General features: G+C 43.3%; 15 protein-coding genes and 1 tRNA gene. 4 read left to right on the top strand and 12 right to left on the bottom strand.

The window, feature by feature from the left end; all coding sequences use genetic code 11:
* Positions 1-62: 62 nt before the first annotated feature.
* The 7 genes from rseP to rimO form a co-directional block, all read right to left on the bottom strand.
* Positions 63-1511, bottom strand: coding sequence for an RIP metalloprotease RseP (gene rseP / locus A1232T_RS01195; RefSeq protein WP_077447672.1), 1449 nt, complete (start codon positions 1509-1511; stop codon positions 63-65).
* Positions 1511-2755 (bottom strand): 1-deoxy-D-xylulose-5-phosphate reductoisomerase, encoded by a 1245-nt coding sequence (gene ispC / locus A1232T_RS01200; protein WP_077447658.1) that lies wholly within the window; start codon positions 2753-2755, stop codon positions 1511-1513. Before ispC ends, rseP begins: the two co-directional genes overlap by 1 nt.
* 138 nt (positions 2756-2893) lie before the next feature.
* Positions 2894-3700, bottom strand: a complete 807-nt coding sequence (locus A1232T_RS01205) for a phosphatidate cytidylyltransferase (RefSeq protein WP_077447659.1) — start codon at positions 3698-3700, stop codon at positions 2894-2896.
* A 63-nt stretch (positions 3701-3763) separates the two neighbouring features.
* Positions 3764-4534, bottom strand: coding sequence for a polyprenyl diphosphate synthase (uppS, locus tag A1232T_RS01210; protein ID WP_077447660.1), 771 nt, complete (start codon positions 4532-4534; stop codon positions 3764-3766).
* A 221-nt stretch (positions 4535-4755) separates the two neighbouring features.
* On the bottom strand, positions 4756-5310 hold the full coding sequence (gene frr, locus A1232T_RS01215) for a ribosome recycling factor (RefSeq protein WP_077447661.1): 555 nt from the start codon (positions 5308-5310) through the stop codon (positions 4756-4758).
* 75 nt (positions 5311-5385) lie between these two features.
* Complete coding sequence (pyrH, locus tag A1232T_RS01220) at positions 5386-6111, bottom strand: UMP kinase (RefSeq protein ID WP_077447662.1); 726 nt, start codon at positions 6109-6111, stop codon at positions 5386-5388.
* Between the two features lie 296 nt (positions 6112-6407).
* On the bottom strand, positions 6408-7940 hold the full coding sequence (rimO, locus tag A1232T_RS01225; protein WP_077447663.1) for a 30S ribosomal protein S12 methylthiotransferase RimO: 1533 nt from the start codon (positions 7938-7940) through the stop codon (positions 6408-6410).
* A 498-nt stretch (positions 7941-8438) separates the two neighbouring features.
* On the opposite strand from rimO, the gene A1232T_RS01230 reads away from it, so the two are divergent.
* The 3 genes from A1232T_RS01230 (at position 8439) to A1232T_RS01240 (ending at position 11854) form a co-directional block, all read left to right on the top strand.
* Positions 8439-9689 carry a two-component system sensor histidine kinase NtrB gene (locus A1232T_RS01230; protein ID WP_077447664.1) on the top strand — a complete coding sequence of 417 codons (1251 nt, stop codon included), beginning with the start codon at positions 8439-8441 and terminating at the stop codon, positions 9687-9689.
* Between the two features lie 78 nt (positions 9690-9767).
* Positions 9768-11546 carry a sigma 54-interacting transcriptional regulator gene (locus A1232T_RS01235; RefSeq protein ID WP_077447665.1) on the top strand — a complete coding sequence of 593 codons (1779 nt, stop codon included), beginning with the start codon at positions 9768-9770 and terminating at the stop codon, positions 11544-11546.
* A gap of 223 nt (positions 11547-11769) precedes the next feature.
* Positions 11770-11854 (top strand) — tRNA-Leu (locus tag A1232T_RS01240).
* 167 nt (positions 11855-12021) lie between these two features.
* On the opposite strand, the gene A1232T_RS01245 is transcribed toward A1232T_RS01240, so the two are convergent.
* Both A1232T_RS01245 and A1232T_RS01250 read right to left on the bottom strand, forming a co-directional pair.
* Entirely contained in the window at positions 12022-12216 is a 195-nt protein-coding gene (locus A1232T_RS01245) for a hypothetical protein (RefSeq protein WP_077447666.1), read from the bottom strand.
* A 69-nt stretch (positions 12217-12285) separates the two neighbouring features.
* Positions 12286-13350 carry a serine/threonine protein kinase gene (locus tag A1232T_RS01250; protein WP_167367017.1) on the bottom strand — a complete coding sequence of 355 codons (1065 nt, stop codon included), beginning with the start codon at positions 13348-13350 and terminating at the stop codon, positions 12286-12288.
* Between the two features lie 98 nt (positions 13351-13448).
* On the opposite strand from A1232T_RS01250, the gene A1232T_RS01255 reads away from it, so the two are divergent.
* On the top strand, positions 13449-14330 hold the full coding sequence (locus tag A1232T_RS01255; RefSeq protein ID WP_077447668.1) for an ATP-binding protein: 882 nt from the start codon (positions 13449-13451) through the stop codon (positions 14328-14330).
* Between the two features lie 4 nt (positions 14331-14334).
* Here A1232T_RS01255 and A1232T_RS01260 read toward each other — a convergent pair whose 3' ends face one another.
* From A1232T_RS01260 to A1232T_RS01270, 3 genes are all read right to left on the bottom strand, one after another.
* A complete protein-coding gene (locus A1232T_RS01260; protein WP_077447669.1) occupies positions 14335-15432 on the bottom strand; it encodes a ribonuclease Z in 1098 nt (365 codons plus the stop codon).
* Positions 15433-15434: 2 nt separating this feature from the next.
* Positions 15435-15971, bottom strand: coding sequence for a MaoC family dehydratase (locus tag A1232T_RS01265; RefSeq protein ID WP_244152330.1), 537 nt, complete (start codon positions 15969-15971; stop codon positions 15435-15437).
* 28 nt (positions 15972-15999) lie between these two features.
* On the bottom strand, positions 16000-16400 hold a 401-nt coding region (locus tag A1232T_RS01270; RefSeq protein ID WP_143513929.1), incomplete at its 5' end, for an RNA-guided endonuclease InsQ/TnpB family protein.

Consider the following 16400-nt stretch of genomic DNA (forward strand, 5'->3'; position numbering starts at 1 on the left):
CCCATATTTATTTATAAGCAACTATTTAAAGCTATTAAATTAATAAAATCCAGTATTTTTGTTTAAAAATAACGACTAAAGTCATTGGTTATGGCCAAAATCATAAAGCCAAGAAGAAATAAGAAGCCCAAGTTAAAGCCAATAATCTGCATCCTTTCAGAGACAGGTCGACCTCGTATAAGCTCGATCAAATAATATAATAAATGACCCCCATCTAAAACTGGGATGGGCAATAAGTTCAATACCGCAAGACTTAGGCTGATGATGCCGGCGTTGGCCAATACTTGCTCCCAGCTAATCTCAAAGCTTTGCTTACTGATAACCGCAATAGTAATAGGGCCCGATAGGTTATCTAATCCCACTTTACCGGTGATCATTTTACCCATCGAATTTAAGGTCATGGTTGCCAATTGACCGGTTTTTGCAAAAGCTTTACCGATAGCTGTTATAGGGTCGTAGGATACCATCGTTTTATAGTCATCTGGTACTACAATCTCGATAGGCGCAATACCCGCCCCAATCTGGCCATACTGTTGACCCGCTGAGCCTTTTTTGCCTTGTGGCATGATCTGCAATTGAACTTCACGACTTTCGCCTTGCTCATTTTCTCTAAGCACTGTGAAGTTAAGCAGGGTCTCAGGGTTGTCGCGGATAATACGAGTGACCACCAACCAGTCTTCTACTGGCTCATTATTGATGGCGACAATTTTATCACCGACTTTCATCCCTTGACGTATGGCAGCCCCATCTTCTGATAACTGCCCTATTACCGGCTCAATCTGCGGCTGCCAAGGCAGAACACCCAAGCTGGTTAACGTATCTTTGCCAGACTGCGTGCCCTGCATGAAGTTATCAATAGGCACTTCAACCTCATTGGCCTGAGCATAGACTGATGAGGATTTTTCAGAGGTCGAGTCATTGGCCGAGCCTTCCAAGCCTTCTGGGCTTGCTGCTACTTTTTGTAGCGCCAGAGAGACCGTACCCGTCTCTCCCATACGATCGGCTAAGCGATAGTTAATCTCTTCCCAAGTCTGTACGTTATGACCATCAACCGCAACGATTTTATCGCCTTTGGGTAGATTAACAGTGGCCGCTGGAGTCTGGGGTAAAACTGACCCAATACGGGTATTTAACTGCTCACTGGGCACTAAAAACAGGACCCAAAATAAGGCAATCGCAATGATGAAATTCATCAAGGGACCAGCGGCAACAATGGCTATCTTCTTTAAAGGGTGCTGATTATTAAAAGCCAAATGCTTCTCTTCTTCAGCCACTTCCCCTTCTCGCTCATCGAGCATCTTCACATAACCGCCAAGCGGTAAGGCAGAAATTCGATAATCAGTACCGGTTTTTTTGCTGGTCCAACTGGCAAGCTTAGGGCCAAAACCAATCGAGTAGGTTAAAACCTTGACTCCACACAAGCGAGCCACAATGTAGTGTCCCCACTCATGCAGCGCCACTAAAGGGCCTAAAATAGCCGCAAAAGCAAGGAGAAATAGAGCCAATGTCATTAACTGCGACATTTTTCTACCTCTTGTTGAGCTTGGATTCGAGCTAACTTATCTATGGCTAAAATATCCTCTAAGGTTTTTATATGACCGCTAAAGCTGTCTGCATTAACCTTTTTATCAGATGTAACAGAATCTTGCTGATGCATAGTGTCCAATACTCGACCATTAATCAAGGCAATATCGGTTAAAGAAACTTGCTCTTTTATGAACGCCTCTACTGCAACCTCATTGGCAGCGTTTAAAGCAATGGTCGCTGCCTGCCCAGACTGCATGGCTTCTCTGGCTAATTTTAGACAAGCAAATTTATGTAAATCTGGCTTGATAAATTCTAGTGCCGATAATTCATATAAGTCTAAAGATTTAACCCCTGCATTAATGCGATTTGGATAGGCCAAAGCATGGGCAATTGGGGTACGCATATCAGGACTGCCCATTTGTGCAAGGAAGCTACCGTCACAGTATTCAACCATAGAGTGGATGATACTTTGAGGATGAATAACCACATTAATTTGCGACTCGTCTAAATCAAATAAATGACAGGCTTCAATAAGCTCCAGCCCTTTATTCATCATTGTTGCCGAGTCTACTGATATCTTTTGGCCCATAGACCAATTGGGATGTTTAACAGCTTCACTTACGCTAGCTGCTTGCATCTGCTCCCAGCTTTTGTGTAAAAAAGGTCCGCCAGAAGCTGTCAGCCACAACTTACTGATGCCATGACAAATATTGTGAATTTGGGTGTTTTTTTGCTGAACTTCAGCAGGTAAACATTGGAAAATAGCATTGTGCTCAGAGTCTAACGGCAATAAAGTGGCCCCATTATCTCGAACAGCCTGCATCATCAGACTGCCCGCCATAACCAAAGCTTCTTTATTGGCCAATAACACTCGTTTACCAGCCTTAGCTGCGGTTAAGGTAGAAGCTAATCCTGCCGCACCAACAATAGCCGCTACCACAGTGTCAACCTCGGTATCTGCTGCGATATCATCTAGGCCAGCTTGCCCTCCCACCACATCACAGTGGAGATTGGCTTGCTGTAAACGTGCGGCGAATTCATCAACTTTATCTTCAGGAACAGCCACTCGGCTAGGCTTGAACTGCTGGCATAACTGAAACAACTTATCCAATCGCCCATGACCTGATAGCGCATAAACTTGATAGTGCTCTGGGTGATCAGCCAATATCGACAGGGTACTGTCACCAATAGATCCTGTGGCGCCGAGGACAGCGATGCGTTGGGTCATAACTTACCTTTTAAACCATTGCTAGTTTTAATATAAAAATTAATGAAGAGGGGCGACTGTTTTTTAAGTCGCTCATGCTCAAGTCTATGTGCTTAGTCTGTGTCGCTTAGTCTGAGCTATTTAGGCTTCTAGGGTGAATTAAATAGCCATGCCAAAGTACTGCATGGCCCAAAAGCCTAAAGCAAAAATTGGCGTAGCGGATAATAAAGAGTCAATGCGATCTAAGACACCTCCATGTCCTGGCAAAATAGTACCCGAGTCTTTAACCCCCGCACGACGCTTCAGCATGGACTCAAATAAATCACCCAATACTGACGCTAAGATAGTCACTAAAGACAGCAGAACAAATAAAACCAGCTCCATACCAGTCAGTTGTAGCTTAAATAAGCTGATGCCTATGACCACGACCAGTCCTGTGGCCAGTCCTCCCATAAGTCCTTCCACACTCTTATTTGGTGAGACATTAGGCGACATTTTTCGTTTACCAAATTTACGGCCAACGAAGTATGCCCCACTATCCGCACACCATACCAATGAGAAGACGTACAGAAGCCACCAGGGCGACAGTTGCCATAAATAAAACATGGCACTAATAGCAGCCGTTAAGATAACGAGGCCCATCACAGACAGTCGCTGACCATACCAGTTGGTAGTAGCAGGAAACTTAGTCACCCAAGACAGGGCCATCACCCAAATAACAAGGGCAGCAGCCCACCAAGCAGGCCAAGAGGCAGGGAGCAATAAGGTAATCATAGTAATGGCAAACGCCAATACCACGAATAAGGAAGGGGTGCGCCATTTTGGCATTAATTTGGTCCACTCATGGGAAGCTATAATTATCCCAGCGGCCAATAAAGGAACGAACAGATAAGGCGTATCACTAGCAAATAGTGCGACTCCCACAATCAAGACCAAAATTAAAGCCGTCTTAATGCGTATCCACATACTAGGCACCCTCTTTTATTTTTATTCATGTAAGTAAAGAAACGTGCTTATTAAACCTAAGCTCTACATTTCTGATTCAATTTGTTCACTGGTTTTACCAAAGCGGCGCTGACGACGTGAGAATTCAAACATCATCTCATTTAGCTCTTTGGCAGCGAAGTCTGGCCATAAAGTAGGGGTGAAAAATAGCTCAGCATAGGCGGATTGCCATAATAAGAAGTTTGAAATTCTGTATTCACCGCCGGTACGGATAAGCATATCCACATCCGCAACATCTGCCAGCTGCACTTGGCCGCCTAAAGCATCAACCGTTAACTGCTCGGCAGTCATTTCACCTTGTTCAATTTTTTTAGCCAATTGTTGTGCGGCATTGGCAATATCCCACTGGCCGCCATAGCTGATAGCAATAACCAAAGTCATTGCCTTATGATCTGCTGTTTCTGCTTCAGCATCGGCCATCTGCTGCTGCAGCTCCGAGCTTAACTGGCTTCTATCCCCAATAAATCTTAAGCGAATATTGTATTTTTTCATACGCGGTAACTGCTCACTGATGGTAGCAGAAAGCAGGCGCATTAGTAGGGCCACTTCATCAGCTGGACGTTGCCAGTTTTCACTTGAGAAAGCAAAGACCGTTAAAACTTCAATACCTACGGCTACACAATACTCTACTAAAGGGTCTAAAGACTCTTTGCCTGCAACATGACCCTGACCTTTGGCCATACCATGCGCTTTAGCATAGCGGTTATTCCCATCCATAATAATGGCAATATGCTTTGGTAATACAGGAGGAACGGGCAAGGAATCGTAAGCGTTTGAGGTTTGTGGCTCAGTCATAATAGTCTTTATCTAATCTTTTGGGTAGGTTTTGGTTTTATTAGTCTGTATTTATCGCGGCTTTTAAGCCTCATTTGAACACAGACTCAATAAAACCTTATGAGTCAAACCTAGCCTGCCACCCCTTACTAACAAAAAGTTAGGAACAGCAGACTAGGCTTGGTTTTTAGCTTACTGGCTTATCATTTATTTGGCTTATTAAGGTAAGCCTATAAAAAGCCTTAAACTTCCATTAGCTCTTTTTCTTTAGCTTCAAGCTTGCTATCGATAGAGGCAATGTACTTATCCGTTAGTTTTTGGATATCATCACCAGCACGACGCTCTTCGTCTTCACTGATTTCTTTTTCTTTGGCTAAATCTTTAATGTCATTTAGCATATCACGGCGGATATTACGTACTGAAACGCGGCTGTTTTCAGCTTCACCGCGGGCTAGCTTTTGCATATCACGGCGAGTTTCTTCAGTTAACGCTGGCATAGGCACACGGATCACGTCAGCAGTCATTGGGTTTAAGCCCAAGTCAGCTTCACGAATGGCTTTGTCCACAGCTTGAACCATTGAACGCTCAAATGGCTGAACCAATAACGTACGAGAGTCTTCAACGTTAACGCTAGCTACTTGGTTTAACGGAGTATCTGCGCCATAGTAGTTTACCATCACGCCAGATAGCATGCCTGGGTGGGCACGGCCAGTACGTACTTTACTAAAAGCATTTTCCAATGCTTCTAGAGATTTTTTCATGCGTTCTTCGCCGTCTTTTTTAATGTCATTAATCATAACTTTTTCCTTACTGTGTAATCGGTTAACAATAGAATTAAATAAATGTCGAGCTAGCCTTAAGGGTAAATCAAATTAATGAAACACTCGTGTGCCTTCATTTTCACCCATAATCACATTCAATAACGAATTTGGCTTGTTCATATCAAATACTTGCAAGGGGACATTGTGCTCACGGCATAATGCAATGGCAGTTAAGTCCATAACCCCTAATTTTTGCTCTAAAACTTCATCAAAAGTTAAAGCATCATATTTTTTGGCATCATCATGCATGCTTGGGTCTTTGTCGTAAACGCCATCTACTTTGGTGGCTTTTAGAATAACGCCCGCTTCAATTTCAATACCGCGTAGACAAGCTGCCGTATCAGTAGTGAAAAATGGGTTACCTGTTCCCGCAACAAAGATACACACATCGCCATTTTTTAGGTAACGAATGGCGTTTCTGCTACTGTAACTTTCAGTCACTTCACCGATAGGCAAAGCTGACATCAGGCGGGTATTGATATTGCGGCGCTCTAGAGCATCACGCATGGCTAAGCCGTTCATAACAGTGGCCAGCATACCCATTTGATCGCCAGTAACTCGGCCTACTAGCCCTTCTTTTTGTAGCTGGCTACCGCGATACAAGTTACCACCGCCAACAACGATACCTACTTGCACTCCCAAACCACATAAATGAGCGATGGCTAGGCTCATCTTATCCAGTACAGAAGTATCAATCCCCATACCTTGGCCGCCAGCTAAGGCTTCTCCGGATAGCTTAAGTAAAATACGTGAGTACTGCGGGTTTTTATCAGACATAAGGCACCTTGCTATATTGTTTGCACTAATTTATTTTCTCTTATGCGGTTTACCTGTCAATCAGTTGGGGCATAAACTATGATCTACTGATTAGGCACAACTAAGATTAAATAAATAGCTAAATAAAAAACTAAGAAAAAATTAAGCTAAATTCGGTAAAGTTTACCAAAAAACGCTATCTGCTTATAGTTCTATTTTGATACTAAGGCCGTCCTTTGCCATCAAAACCATGATTTTATAAAAGTTTCATAGGAAGCTTCATAAGAAGTTCCGTAAGAAACTGCATAATAAATATTCTAGCCGGCATAAGAGGCAAATAAGTCGTACTCACTGGCTTCATCTATGGTGACCGTCAGCATATCTCCAACTTTCAGCGCTACCTGACCGTTTTTAACGATATCATCAACATAGACATGACCATCAATCTCTGGCGCATCGGCATAACTGCGACAAATAGCGATAAAGTCTTCGTTATCAATCTCATCGACCAATACTGTCATGGTCTTGCCAACTTTATCTTGTAGCTTCTGCTCAGAAATCTGCTGCTGCACAGCCATAAATCTCTCATAGCGCTCTTGTTTTACTTCTTCAGGCACTGGGTTTGGCAGGTCATTGGCCACCGCCCCTTCAATCTCTGAATAAGTAAAGCAGCCCACACGGTCAAGCTTGGCTTGTTTTAACCAGTCTAGTAGATACTCAAAATCTTCTTCTGTTTCGCCTGGGAAGCCAACTACGAAAGTTGAGCGAATCACGATATCTGGATTAATCTCACGCCATTTTTGGATACGTGCCAGCGTATTTTCGCTGTGTGCAGGGCGCTTCATGGCTTTTAAAACACTTGGGCTGGCATGTTGTAGTGGAATGTCTAAGTACGGCAGCAATCCCCCACGATCACCTGGCTTGGCCATTAACTCGACCACTTTATCCACGTGTGGATAAGGATACACATAATGCAGACGCACCCAGATACCAACTTTGGCTAAGGCTTCACATAAATCAAAAAACTTAGATCTTAGAGGCATGCCATTCCAGAAGGTGGTCTTATACTTTAAGTCCAGACCATAAGCTGAGGTGTCTTGAGAGATAATTAACAGCTCTTTAACCCCTGCTTTTTTTAAGGCCACAGCTTCATTCATCACCTCATCAATCGGACGAGAGACTAAGTCCCCACGCAGGCTTGGAATGATGCAGAAGGTACAACGGTGGTTACAGCCCTCTGAGATTTTTAGATAAGCATAATGGCTTGGGGTCAGCTTCACACCTGCCAAATCAATAAGATCAATCTTAGGGTCATAAGACTTCTTATCTTGTATCGCTTGTGGCATTGGCGCATGTTTTGATACTGCGGTAATTACCTCATCATAAGCATGAGCGCCAGTCACTGATAAAACTGCAGGGTGCATATCACGAATCTTTTCAGCATCTTTACCCAAGCAGCCAGTAACGATAACTTTACCGTTCTTATTTAAAGCTTCACCAATAGCATCTAGTGACTCTTGAACCGCTGATTCAATGAAGCCACAAGTATTTACTACCACCAAATCTGCACCCTCATAATCTGAGGCTACGCGATAACCATCTCGAGTCAGTTCAGTAATAATACGCTCACTGTCTACCAAGGCTTTAGGGCACCCTAGCGATACAAAGCCCACTTTTGGGGCCACTGTAGAAGAAGTGGTTGCCTGTTGTTGACTGGCTTGCAGGCCACTTTGCTCGACACTGCGGTTTTGATTGTGATTGGCCTTGTGATGATAGGCACCGGTAGGGTTGGCTGCTGGCGCGCCTGGCACATAAATAGAAACGGAGTCCGCGGATTGTTTGCTTGGCATAGACAAATACTTTTAAGAGTAGTGAATTGAAAGAGGATAGATTGAATCAATCGAGAGGCAGTGTGTAAACACTAAAATTTGATGTGCATTGTACGAATTTTAACAACGCTATACTAGCACCAAAGCGTTATTCATATGTTTTCATGTCAATATTAAGCGTAATAAAGCCCAAATACTTCCTTATTCTGACTAAACTAGAGGGTTTTATACCTGTTTTCTCATTTTTTATAGTATTACTCATAGCCTTAATAGTCTTATCTAAAACCAATAAATCGCAAAAAAAGTACATTTCTTGCAATTTTATGCACTAAAATATATCAAATGCCTTAATTTTTGCACTTATTTAGGTCATCTTATCTAACCGGTATGGTTTGCAGCTTTATGAATCAGAAAGTTTGTCCTAAGTATAAATTTGCACACCCTATTTAAACACGCCTTTAGCTTGGTACTATTCTTGCAGCGTTATACTTGCCACCTTAACTCTGGAAAATACCTTATATGAAGCCGTTACAAGCCTCCTCCTTATTACAAAACTTATATACCGGAGTCATCTGGGTGGCTGATGATTTAAGCATTCAGTGGGTAAATAGCCAAACTGAGCAGCTGCTTTCTGTAAGTAAAACCCGTTTGGTAGGTCTGAGCATATTAGATTTATTGATGCCGACCATGATTGAAACCAAAGCCGCCTACCCTGACACCCCTGCTGCTCAGAACTCCAAACCTGTAGATTCTCAGGCACAGTTTACAGAGAGCAAGGCGGGCTTAGAGGCAGCAAGAGAGAAGCTAAAAACTCAGTTTTATAATGCCAAAGAATATTTGCAGCCTTTTATCGAGTACAGTCGCTATATTAGAGGTATTACCCAGCCTCTATATGTGCATTACAGTGTGACGCCGATGAATCAGGGTGCAAAGTTCTACTATTTGATTGAGATATGGCAAGGAGACCGCCAAAGCCGATTGGATAAAGAGCAGCGCTTGCAAGAGCAACATGATGTCTCAAGAGAGATGCTACGTTCAGTGGCTCATGAGGTCAAAAACCCTTTGGCGGGTATCCGAGGAGCAGCGCAGCTATTAATTAAGCAAACCCAGCACTCCCCTGAACTAAGTAACCGTCATGAAAACACAGTGCTCGTGGATGCTAAAAAGCTGACCACCTATGCCAGTATCGTCATTAGTGAAACGGACCGCCTAACCAAACTTATCGAGCAGCTGCTCGGCTCAAACCAACTACCAGAGTGGCAGTCAGTAAACATACATGAGCCGTTGGAACATATTTTGCTGCTGATCCAAACTCAGTATCCCCAAGTGACTATAAAGCGAGATTATGACCTCTCCTTACCTGAAGTCACTGCTGATAAAAACCAGCTGATTCAAGTATTTTTAAACTTGGTAAATAATGCTTGTGAAGCATTATTAGAGCAAGACACAGCCTTACTGGCTGAAGATTATAAGCCCGAACTTACTCTCATTACCCGGATTGAACATCAATATACCATTGGCGCCCAGCATCATCGCCAAGTGATTCGAGTGGGAGTCCAAGACAATGGGAGGGGTATTGATGAGGACTTGATTGAACGTATTTTTTTCCCATTAGTAACTGGCAGGGCTAATGGTACTGGATTGGGACTGGCATTAGTGCAAGAAATCATACACCGCCATGAAGGGGCAATTGAAGTCAGCTCACAGCCTGGCAATACTCAATTTAATATCTATTTACCTTTACAGATAAGCCATAACCATGGCCCATAAGCTTTGGTGCTCCAGAACTTATATACCAAAAATGCCGTAGCTAACCGGACATCACTCATTAAAAATGGAACTCAGATAATGACAATTAAAAACAGCCTGTGGCTAATCGATGATGATCCTGCTTTAAGATTAATCTTAGAAGATACCTTTAATGATGCAGGTCTTGAGGTGCAAGCTTTTAGCAATGCCAAGGGAGCTTGGGCCAGACTTAATGAAATTTTAAATGGACACCAACCAAAGGAGACGCTTCCTGAGGTCATCTTGACCGATATCCGTATGCCGATGATGGACGGGCTGTCATTTAGCCAATGGATGCACAAAAACTTCCCAGAGTTACCTGTCATTATTATGACTGCCCACTCCGACTTAAAGTCAGCTGTAGACAGCTATGACACGGGAGCATTCGAATATTTACCAAAGCCATTTGATTTAGATCACGCAGTGGCCGTGGTCAAAAAAGCCATTGGCAGCAATCCCGCTGCAAAAAATGACGCTTTAGCATCTGCAATAAATACGCCTGTTTTGCCCTCTAATAGCGATAGTGCTTCCTCAAAGAAAGTTAAATCAAAAGCCCAGTCAGAAACAACCTTAAAACAACCTGAGACAGCGACTGAAGCTAAGGATAACGCGGTAGCAGATAGCCCCATTATCGGCCAGTCTCCAGCCATGCAAACCGTGTTTCGCGCCATAGGACGACTGGCCGCCTCCCCCATTACTGTACTAATCACTGGGGAATCAGGTACCGGCAAAGAGTTGGTAGCAGGTGCCTTACATCAAAACTCCCCGCGTCGAAAAAAGCCCTTTATTGCCTTAAACATGGCCGCCATTCCGCATGAGCTAATTGAATCTGAGCTCTTTGGTCATGAAAAAGGGGCTTTCACTGGGGCCACAACCCAGCGTCAAGGTCGCTTTGAACAGGCCAATGGAGGCACCTTATTTTTGGATGAAATTGGTGATATGCCTTTTAGCACTCAAACTCGTCTACTGCGAGTGCTGGCTAACGGAGAGTTTTTCCGGGTGGGTGGCCAAAAGCCGATTAAGGTTGATGTGCGTATCATTGCAGCTACCCACCAAAACCTTGAGCAACTGGTAAAAGAAGGCAAATTCCGCGAAGACTTATTTTATCGTCTGAATGTGATTCGCTTACCTTTACCGCCTTTGCGTGCTCGTCCCGATGACATTCCTGAGCTAATTGAGTTCTTTATGAGCAAAGCGGCAGTTGAGATGAACACCGATAAAAAGCAACTATCGCCCGAAGCTCTGCATATTATGCAAGCTTTTAGTTGGCCAGGTAATGTGCGTCAACTTGAGAACGCTTGTCGCTGGATTACCGTGATGGCCACTGGTGAAGTCTTGGGTATTGAAGATCTACCGCCTGATCTTACTGAGTTTGCGCAAAGCTATTTGGCTGCTCAGCAGATGAACTATCACCACACTGGCAACCCATCAGCACTCGACACCGCAGATATCACGGCGACGCAGGCTAATAAACTCACATTATCAACTTTAGATAATCCTACTTCCCTACCTAGATTTACTTCGAGTACCGAGGCGTATCTACATAGTCAGGGTCAAAACATCCCTCTAAATAACACTCAAAGCTCCCCTCAAGCTCATAATCAGCCTATTGATTGGCAAAGTCAGCTTCAAACTTGGGCTACGACTGCCTTAAACCAAGGTGAAACTGATATTTTACAACTGGCCACGCCTGAGTTTGAAAAGGTATTGATTACTGTCGCTTTAACGCATACCAATGGCCGAAAAGGAGAAGCTGCCGATTTGCTCGGTTGGGGGCGTAATACTTTGACGCGTAAAATAAAATTGTTAGGCATTACTGACAACAGTCGATCCTCTTAATATGGATTTATCTTACTAAAGTGCCTTTAGAGAACTAAAACCCACCTTGAATAACCGCGGATAAGGCCTGTTTTCACTCAAAACCACTGTAATTTGATAAATATTAAGAAAAAAAGTGAAAAAGTTTAAAAAAGGGCTTGCCAACTGATTTAAAATCTATATAATACCCAACCACTGAGAAGCACTAACCCAGTGAGCATCTAATTGATGTGAAAGTTAAAATGGGGCTGTGGCGGAATTGGTAGACGCACCAGATTTAGGTTCTGGCGCCGAGAGGTGTGAGAGTTCGAGTCTCTCCAGCCCCACCATTTTATCCGGTTAGTTACTTTTCAAACCAAATTCTATTCAATAAAAAACCCGCTTATAGCGGGTTTTTTATTATCTGTACAATCTGTTTGCTGACTCTTATTCACTATATAAAGCAGTATTCACCATATAAGACGGTTAACTGTCTAACGGCATCAGCTTTTATTAGTTAGACCACCAACTTCTTTTCTTCTAAGTTTTTGAATATCTTGTATTCAACCTCACTTGCATCACTTTCGGTATCATACTCATATACTGCAGCACTAGACTGACTGATAAAATAAACCTTAATCGTGGAGCCTTCTTTAGATATCCTACTGATATCATTTAGGTTTATCGTATCGTTTTGAATAACAAGAAACATAGTGTCATACCTTTATTTGTGCAGTGTGGGTGAGTTGATGAGATTGAAATAGGGTTATAACTCAACCCGTTAGTATATCTCATCTTCAGCGTTTTTATGAAACACTTGTATCAATTTAATGGCTTCTTCTATCGTTTTCAATCTATTTTCTGTTCGTTTTGCCAACAGCTTATCAATAAGAGGTTGTAATCGCTGCCACTGCTTAGGCAACAAAGGTATCGGCTGCTGACAGTGCAGTCTCGCCCACTGCGAAGAAAGTCTTTGCTTTTGTGCTTCAGGCTGCTGCACTTGATAGGGCCTATTTGCCGCAAAAAGCTCAAACAAGGTTACCCCAAAAGCATATAAATCACTTTGCACCGTTATCGGTTGTCCCTGCCAGCACTCTGGTGCTAAATAAGCTGGCGTACCCTTAACTTTCTGATTGATCTCATTTACAAAAATTTCATTAAGTTCAGAGCCTGCACTCTGTGGCTGTGCACAAGACCAATCATTCAAATATACCTTTAGGCCAGTATTGTTAGATAAGCTACTCTTACTCTCTTGAGATGTGCTCAAAAGGAAATTACTGGGCTTAATATCCCCATGAATCCAGCCTAGCTGGTGTGCCTGTTGTACACATTCAGCCAATTTAAGCGCTAAATGCAGCTTGTCGTGATCGGCTAATTGATACCCTTGTAAATAGTGCTTGAGACTGCCTAGATTAAAATAAGGCATGACCAGACCACTTAGCTGCCAAAGCTCGCCCTGTATATCAACGGTGCTAGTTTTTATAAACTGATACTCAATCAAAGTTTGATATGATTTCTGATTCTGACACTGCTGCTGAAGCTGTTTTATATTAGCCATCTCGATATCTAAACTTGAGGGGCAGCTTGCACCTTTGAGCTTTAACTGCCACTTAATGAGCCTGGCAACCTTGCCAGTCCCTGCCTTAGTAATACCTTGATAACTTACCTGATTTAACTTATTTGTCTCATAACTCAAACGCACTGCTTTAAGCGAGGCATAACCTTGCCGGCTAAGCTGAGAGTTAACCTGCTGCATTATCATTTGTCGCTTAGCATCTTGGGTAATAGACATGGTTTTAGCACTCAAGCTAGAAGAGTTAAAGATAGCTGATGAGTCCTGGCTCATAAAACAGGCTGTGACTTGCATTCACTGGGCTTTACTGGCACTATTTTTGACTCAACTTTTTCTAATTGATAATCATAACCTGATAGGGCTGAGTCAACATGGCAAATTCTATAAACACGCTTACCTTAGATGACAATTTAGCTCACTTATTGGCTGAGTTCCTAAAACAAAACATCACCCCTCCCCTTGAAATCGACCCCAACCAACTGGCTTATCGCTGGGTAGGTGGTGTCAAAGGCAGGCTTGAGCCTATCAATGTCAGCTCTGCTTTGTCTCTAGAGGACTTGATTGGTATTGATACTCAAAAACAAAAAATAGTACAAAACACCAAGCAGTTTTTGGCCGGATACCCTGCCAACCACGTGTTAATGACAGGCTCCCGAGGGGCAGGTAAATCTTCAATTATTCGTGCGCTATTAAATGAGTTTAAAGATCAAGGCCTACGCATGATTGAAGTGTCACGAGATGACTTACAAGTCTTAGATAAAATTCGTCAGGCCATTAATGAGCTGCCCGAGGGAACGCAATGCCGTTATATCGTCTATTGTGATGACTTAGCCTTTAATGGGCAAGATGAAAACTACCGTACTCTAAAAAGTGTGCTTGATGGGGCGCTAGATTCGGAGCAAGACAAACTATTGGTTTATGCCACCAGTAACCGCCGCCATCTACTGCCTCAGCTGATGAAAGACAACGTCAATATCTATGACGGCCAGACCGATGAGGTTAACCCTTACGAGACCATTGACGAAACCGTCTCTTTATCAGATCGCTTTGGGCTTTGGTTGTCATTCTACCCCATGAACCAAGAAACCTACTTAAACATTGTCGCCCATTATCTACAAGCTGAAGGTATTGAGTGGTCAGATAAGATACGTCATGAGGCTCTGCTTTGGTCTTCAAGCCGTGGCGGTCGCTCAGGACGTGTGGCTTATCAGTTTGCTAGACATTGGGTAGGCAGTAGTTTACTAGCGAAATAAAGCCCTAACTGGGCAGCTGCCGTACCCCTTTATCGCTTATCTCAAAGCGCATAAAGTCTCGAGCTAACCACAACTTGCCTTGATAGTAGCGCTCCACTTCTAAGCGGATATCCGCCATATTTGGAGTTTTAGATTCAGGGTCATCATAAGGCTGATAACGGGCACTAAAGTGAGTCAGTATCAAGTTACTTAAATTCACTGACTGGGCAAAGTTTGCAATACGCTGCACTGGAGTATGCATAGGGTCAAAGGCATCGGGTCGCGCCATTATTTTATCCAGTACCGCTTGAGTGTAAGTGGCTTCATGGACCAACACGCTAGCACCCTGCACCGCTTCAGAGAGCAGCTGTGGGGTATCGTTATCGCCAGCCACGACAACACTCAGCTTCTGTACTTGTCTATGGGTATAATCAAGCGATTTAAGCTGACGACCGTCCTCTAGGGTCACATCCTGCCCAGCTTGCAACTTGCCCCAAGTCTCAGTTGGCTCAACACCCTGCTCTTTGAGCTTATCGATATCTAACTTGATGGTTTGCAGGGTTTGAGTCAATCTAAACCCATACGAGTCTACCCGATGCGATAGCTTGATCACCTCAATATTCAGCTGATGGGTGGCGCTTAAATCTAATGATACCGTTGCTGATACCTGTTCAGTCTCTAAGCTGCTATTTGCATCTGAATTCGGCTTTGATACTAATAGCTCTTCAATGGCCACAAAGTTAATCTCAAACGGTAAATAAAGCTGTGTGGTTTGTTTTAGCACTTTTAAAAAGGACTCAATGGCTTGAGGGGCAATCAGTGTTAATGGCTGTTTACGTCCAGACATGGCCATACTTGCGAGCATACCTGGTAGGCCATAGCAATGATCGCCATGTACATGGGTGATACAAATAACCGCAAGCTGATGACTACTGATATTGGTCTTTAATAACTGATGCTGCGTGGCTTCCCCGCAATCAACCAATATCCAAGGTTTATTTTTTCGACTTGGCTGATGACCCGCGCTACCAAAGGGATTAAGACACTCAATGGCTAACCCCGTCACATTACGAGATTTGGTTGGTACCCCCGCAGAGGTTCCTAAAAACGTCAGATGTAGCATAGCTAACCTTGTGAGCCTAATAGGCGCTCATTATTTAGAGGCGGAATACCAGACGCGCGTTTAAAGGCCAACATGGTGCAAGTAAAGCGCTGTACTATTTGCTGGTCTTGATTAAAGGTATCAATTTGTACTATTACCATGCCGCGATCAGGCTTAGATTTTGATTCTTTAATCTCGATAACCTCGGCTTCAACATGTAAAGTATCACCAGGATAAGTAGGTGCCGGCCAGCTAATCTGCGCCCCTGCTCCGATAAGACCGGTAGCAATAGGAATGGTTTCTACCATCAAACGCATGGTTACCCCGGCAGTCTGCCAACCACTGGCCACTAAGGTGCCAAAGAAGGTGTCTTTAGCTCGCTCATTGTCCAAATGATACGGCTGAGGATCATAATCCTTAGCAAAGTCTTTAATCTCAGCCTCGCTAATAGATTCTGTACGACTGACCCATTTATCCCCTACTTTTACATCTTCTAGATAAAGCTGCTGCACCATCACCTTTTTCCTTAAAAACTTATCTTTAATTGGATTATAAAACACGAATTAGGCCCTTGACTTCCTCCCCTCGCTAAACCGAGGGGATTCCTACAGCTAGACGGTCAAGCCCGACCGCAAGGATGTTCTTAGCCGCATTGATATCTCTATCATGCCATGTGCCACACTCAGCACAAGTCCATCCTCTTATTCGCAAACCTGCTCTACCTTTTGGACTACTGTCACTTATTTTGTGGCAGCACGAGCAGGCCTGGGTAGTGTATTTCTCATTTACGATCTCAAACTGACAACCTGCATTCTTGCATTTATATTCCAGTTGTCGTTTAAGTTCAAACCATCCGGCATCGTATGTCGATTTAGCGAGCTTGGTTTTTTTAGTTGTAAATGAGCGTGATTTAACATCACCAACTACAATTAAGCTGTTATCTTTAACAAGCTTGGTGGTGAATTTATGAATTAAGTCTAATCTTGTAT

Source organism: Psychrobacter pasteurii (genome assembly GCF_900162815.1).
Classification (GTDB): Bacteria; Pseudomonadota; Gammaproteobacteria; order Pseudomonadales; family Moraxellaceae; genus Psychrobacter; species Psychrobacter pasteurii.

Excerpts from the sequence above, each read along its gene's own strand:
- rseP (WP_077447672.1), bottom strand. The coding sequence starts at position 1,511 with ATGACATTGGCTCTATTTCTCCTTGCTTTTGCGGCTATTTTAGGCCCT.
- ispC (WP_077447658.1), bottom strand. The coding sequence starts at position 2,755 with ATGACCCAACGCATCGCTGTCCTCGGCGCCACAGGATCTATTGGTGAC.
- A1232T_RS01205 (WP_077447659.1), bottom strand. The coding sequence starts at position 3,700 with ATGTGGATACGCATTAAGACGGCTTTAATTTTGGTCTTGATTGTGGGA.
- uppS (WP_077447660.1), bottom strand. The coding sequence starts at position 4,534 with ATGACTGAGCCACAAACCTCAAACGCTTACGATTCCTTGCCCGTTCCT.
- frr (WP_077447661.1), bottom strand. The coding sequence starts at position 5,310 with ATGATTAATGACATTAAAAAAGACGGCGAAGAACGCATGAAAAAATCT.
- pyrH (WP_077447662.1), bottom strand. The coding sequence starts at position 6,111 with ATGTCTGATAAAAACCCGCAGTACTCACGTATTTTACTTAAGCTATCC.
- rimO (WP_077447663.1), bottom strand. The coding sequence starts at position 7,940 with ATGCCAAGCAAACAATCCGCGGACTCCGTTTCTATTTATGTGCCAGGC.
- A1232T_RS01230 (WP_077447664.1), top strand. The coding sequence starts at position 8,439 with ATGAAGCCGTTACAAGCCTCCTCCTTATTACAAAACTTATATACCGGA.
- A1232T_RS01235 (WP_077447665.1), top strand. The coding sequence starts at position 9,768 with ATGACAATTAAAAACAGCCTGTGGCTAATCGATGATGATCCTGCTTTA.
- A1232T_RS01245 (WP_077447666.1), bottom strand. The coding sequence starts at position 12,216 with ATGTTTCTTGTTATTCAAAACGATACGATAAACCTAAATGATATCAGT.
- A1232T_RS01250 (WP_167367017.1), bottom strand. The coding sequence starts at position 13,350 with ATGAGCCAGGACTCATCAGCTATCTTTAACTCTTCTAGCTTGAGTGCT.
- A1232T_RS01255 (WP_077447668.1), top strand. The coding sequence starts at position 13,449 with ATGGCAAATTCTATAAACACGCTTACCTTAGATGACAATTTAGCTCAC.
- A1232T_RS01260 (WP_077447669.1), bottom strand. The coding sequence starts at position 15,432 with ATGCTACATCTGACGTTTTTAGGAACCTCTGCGGGGGTACCAACCAAA.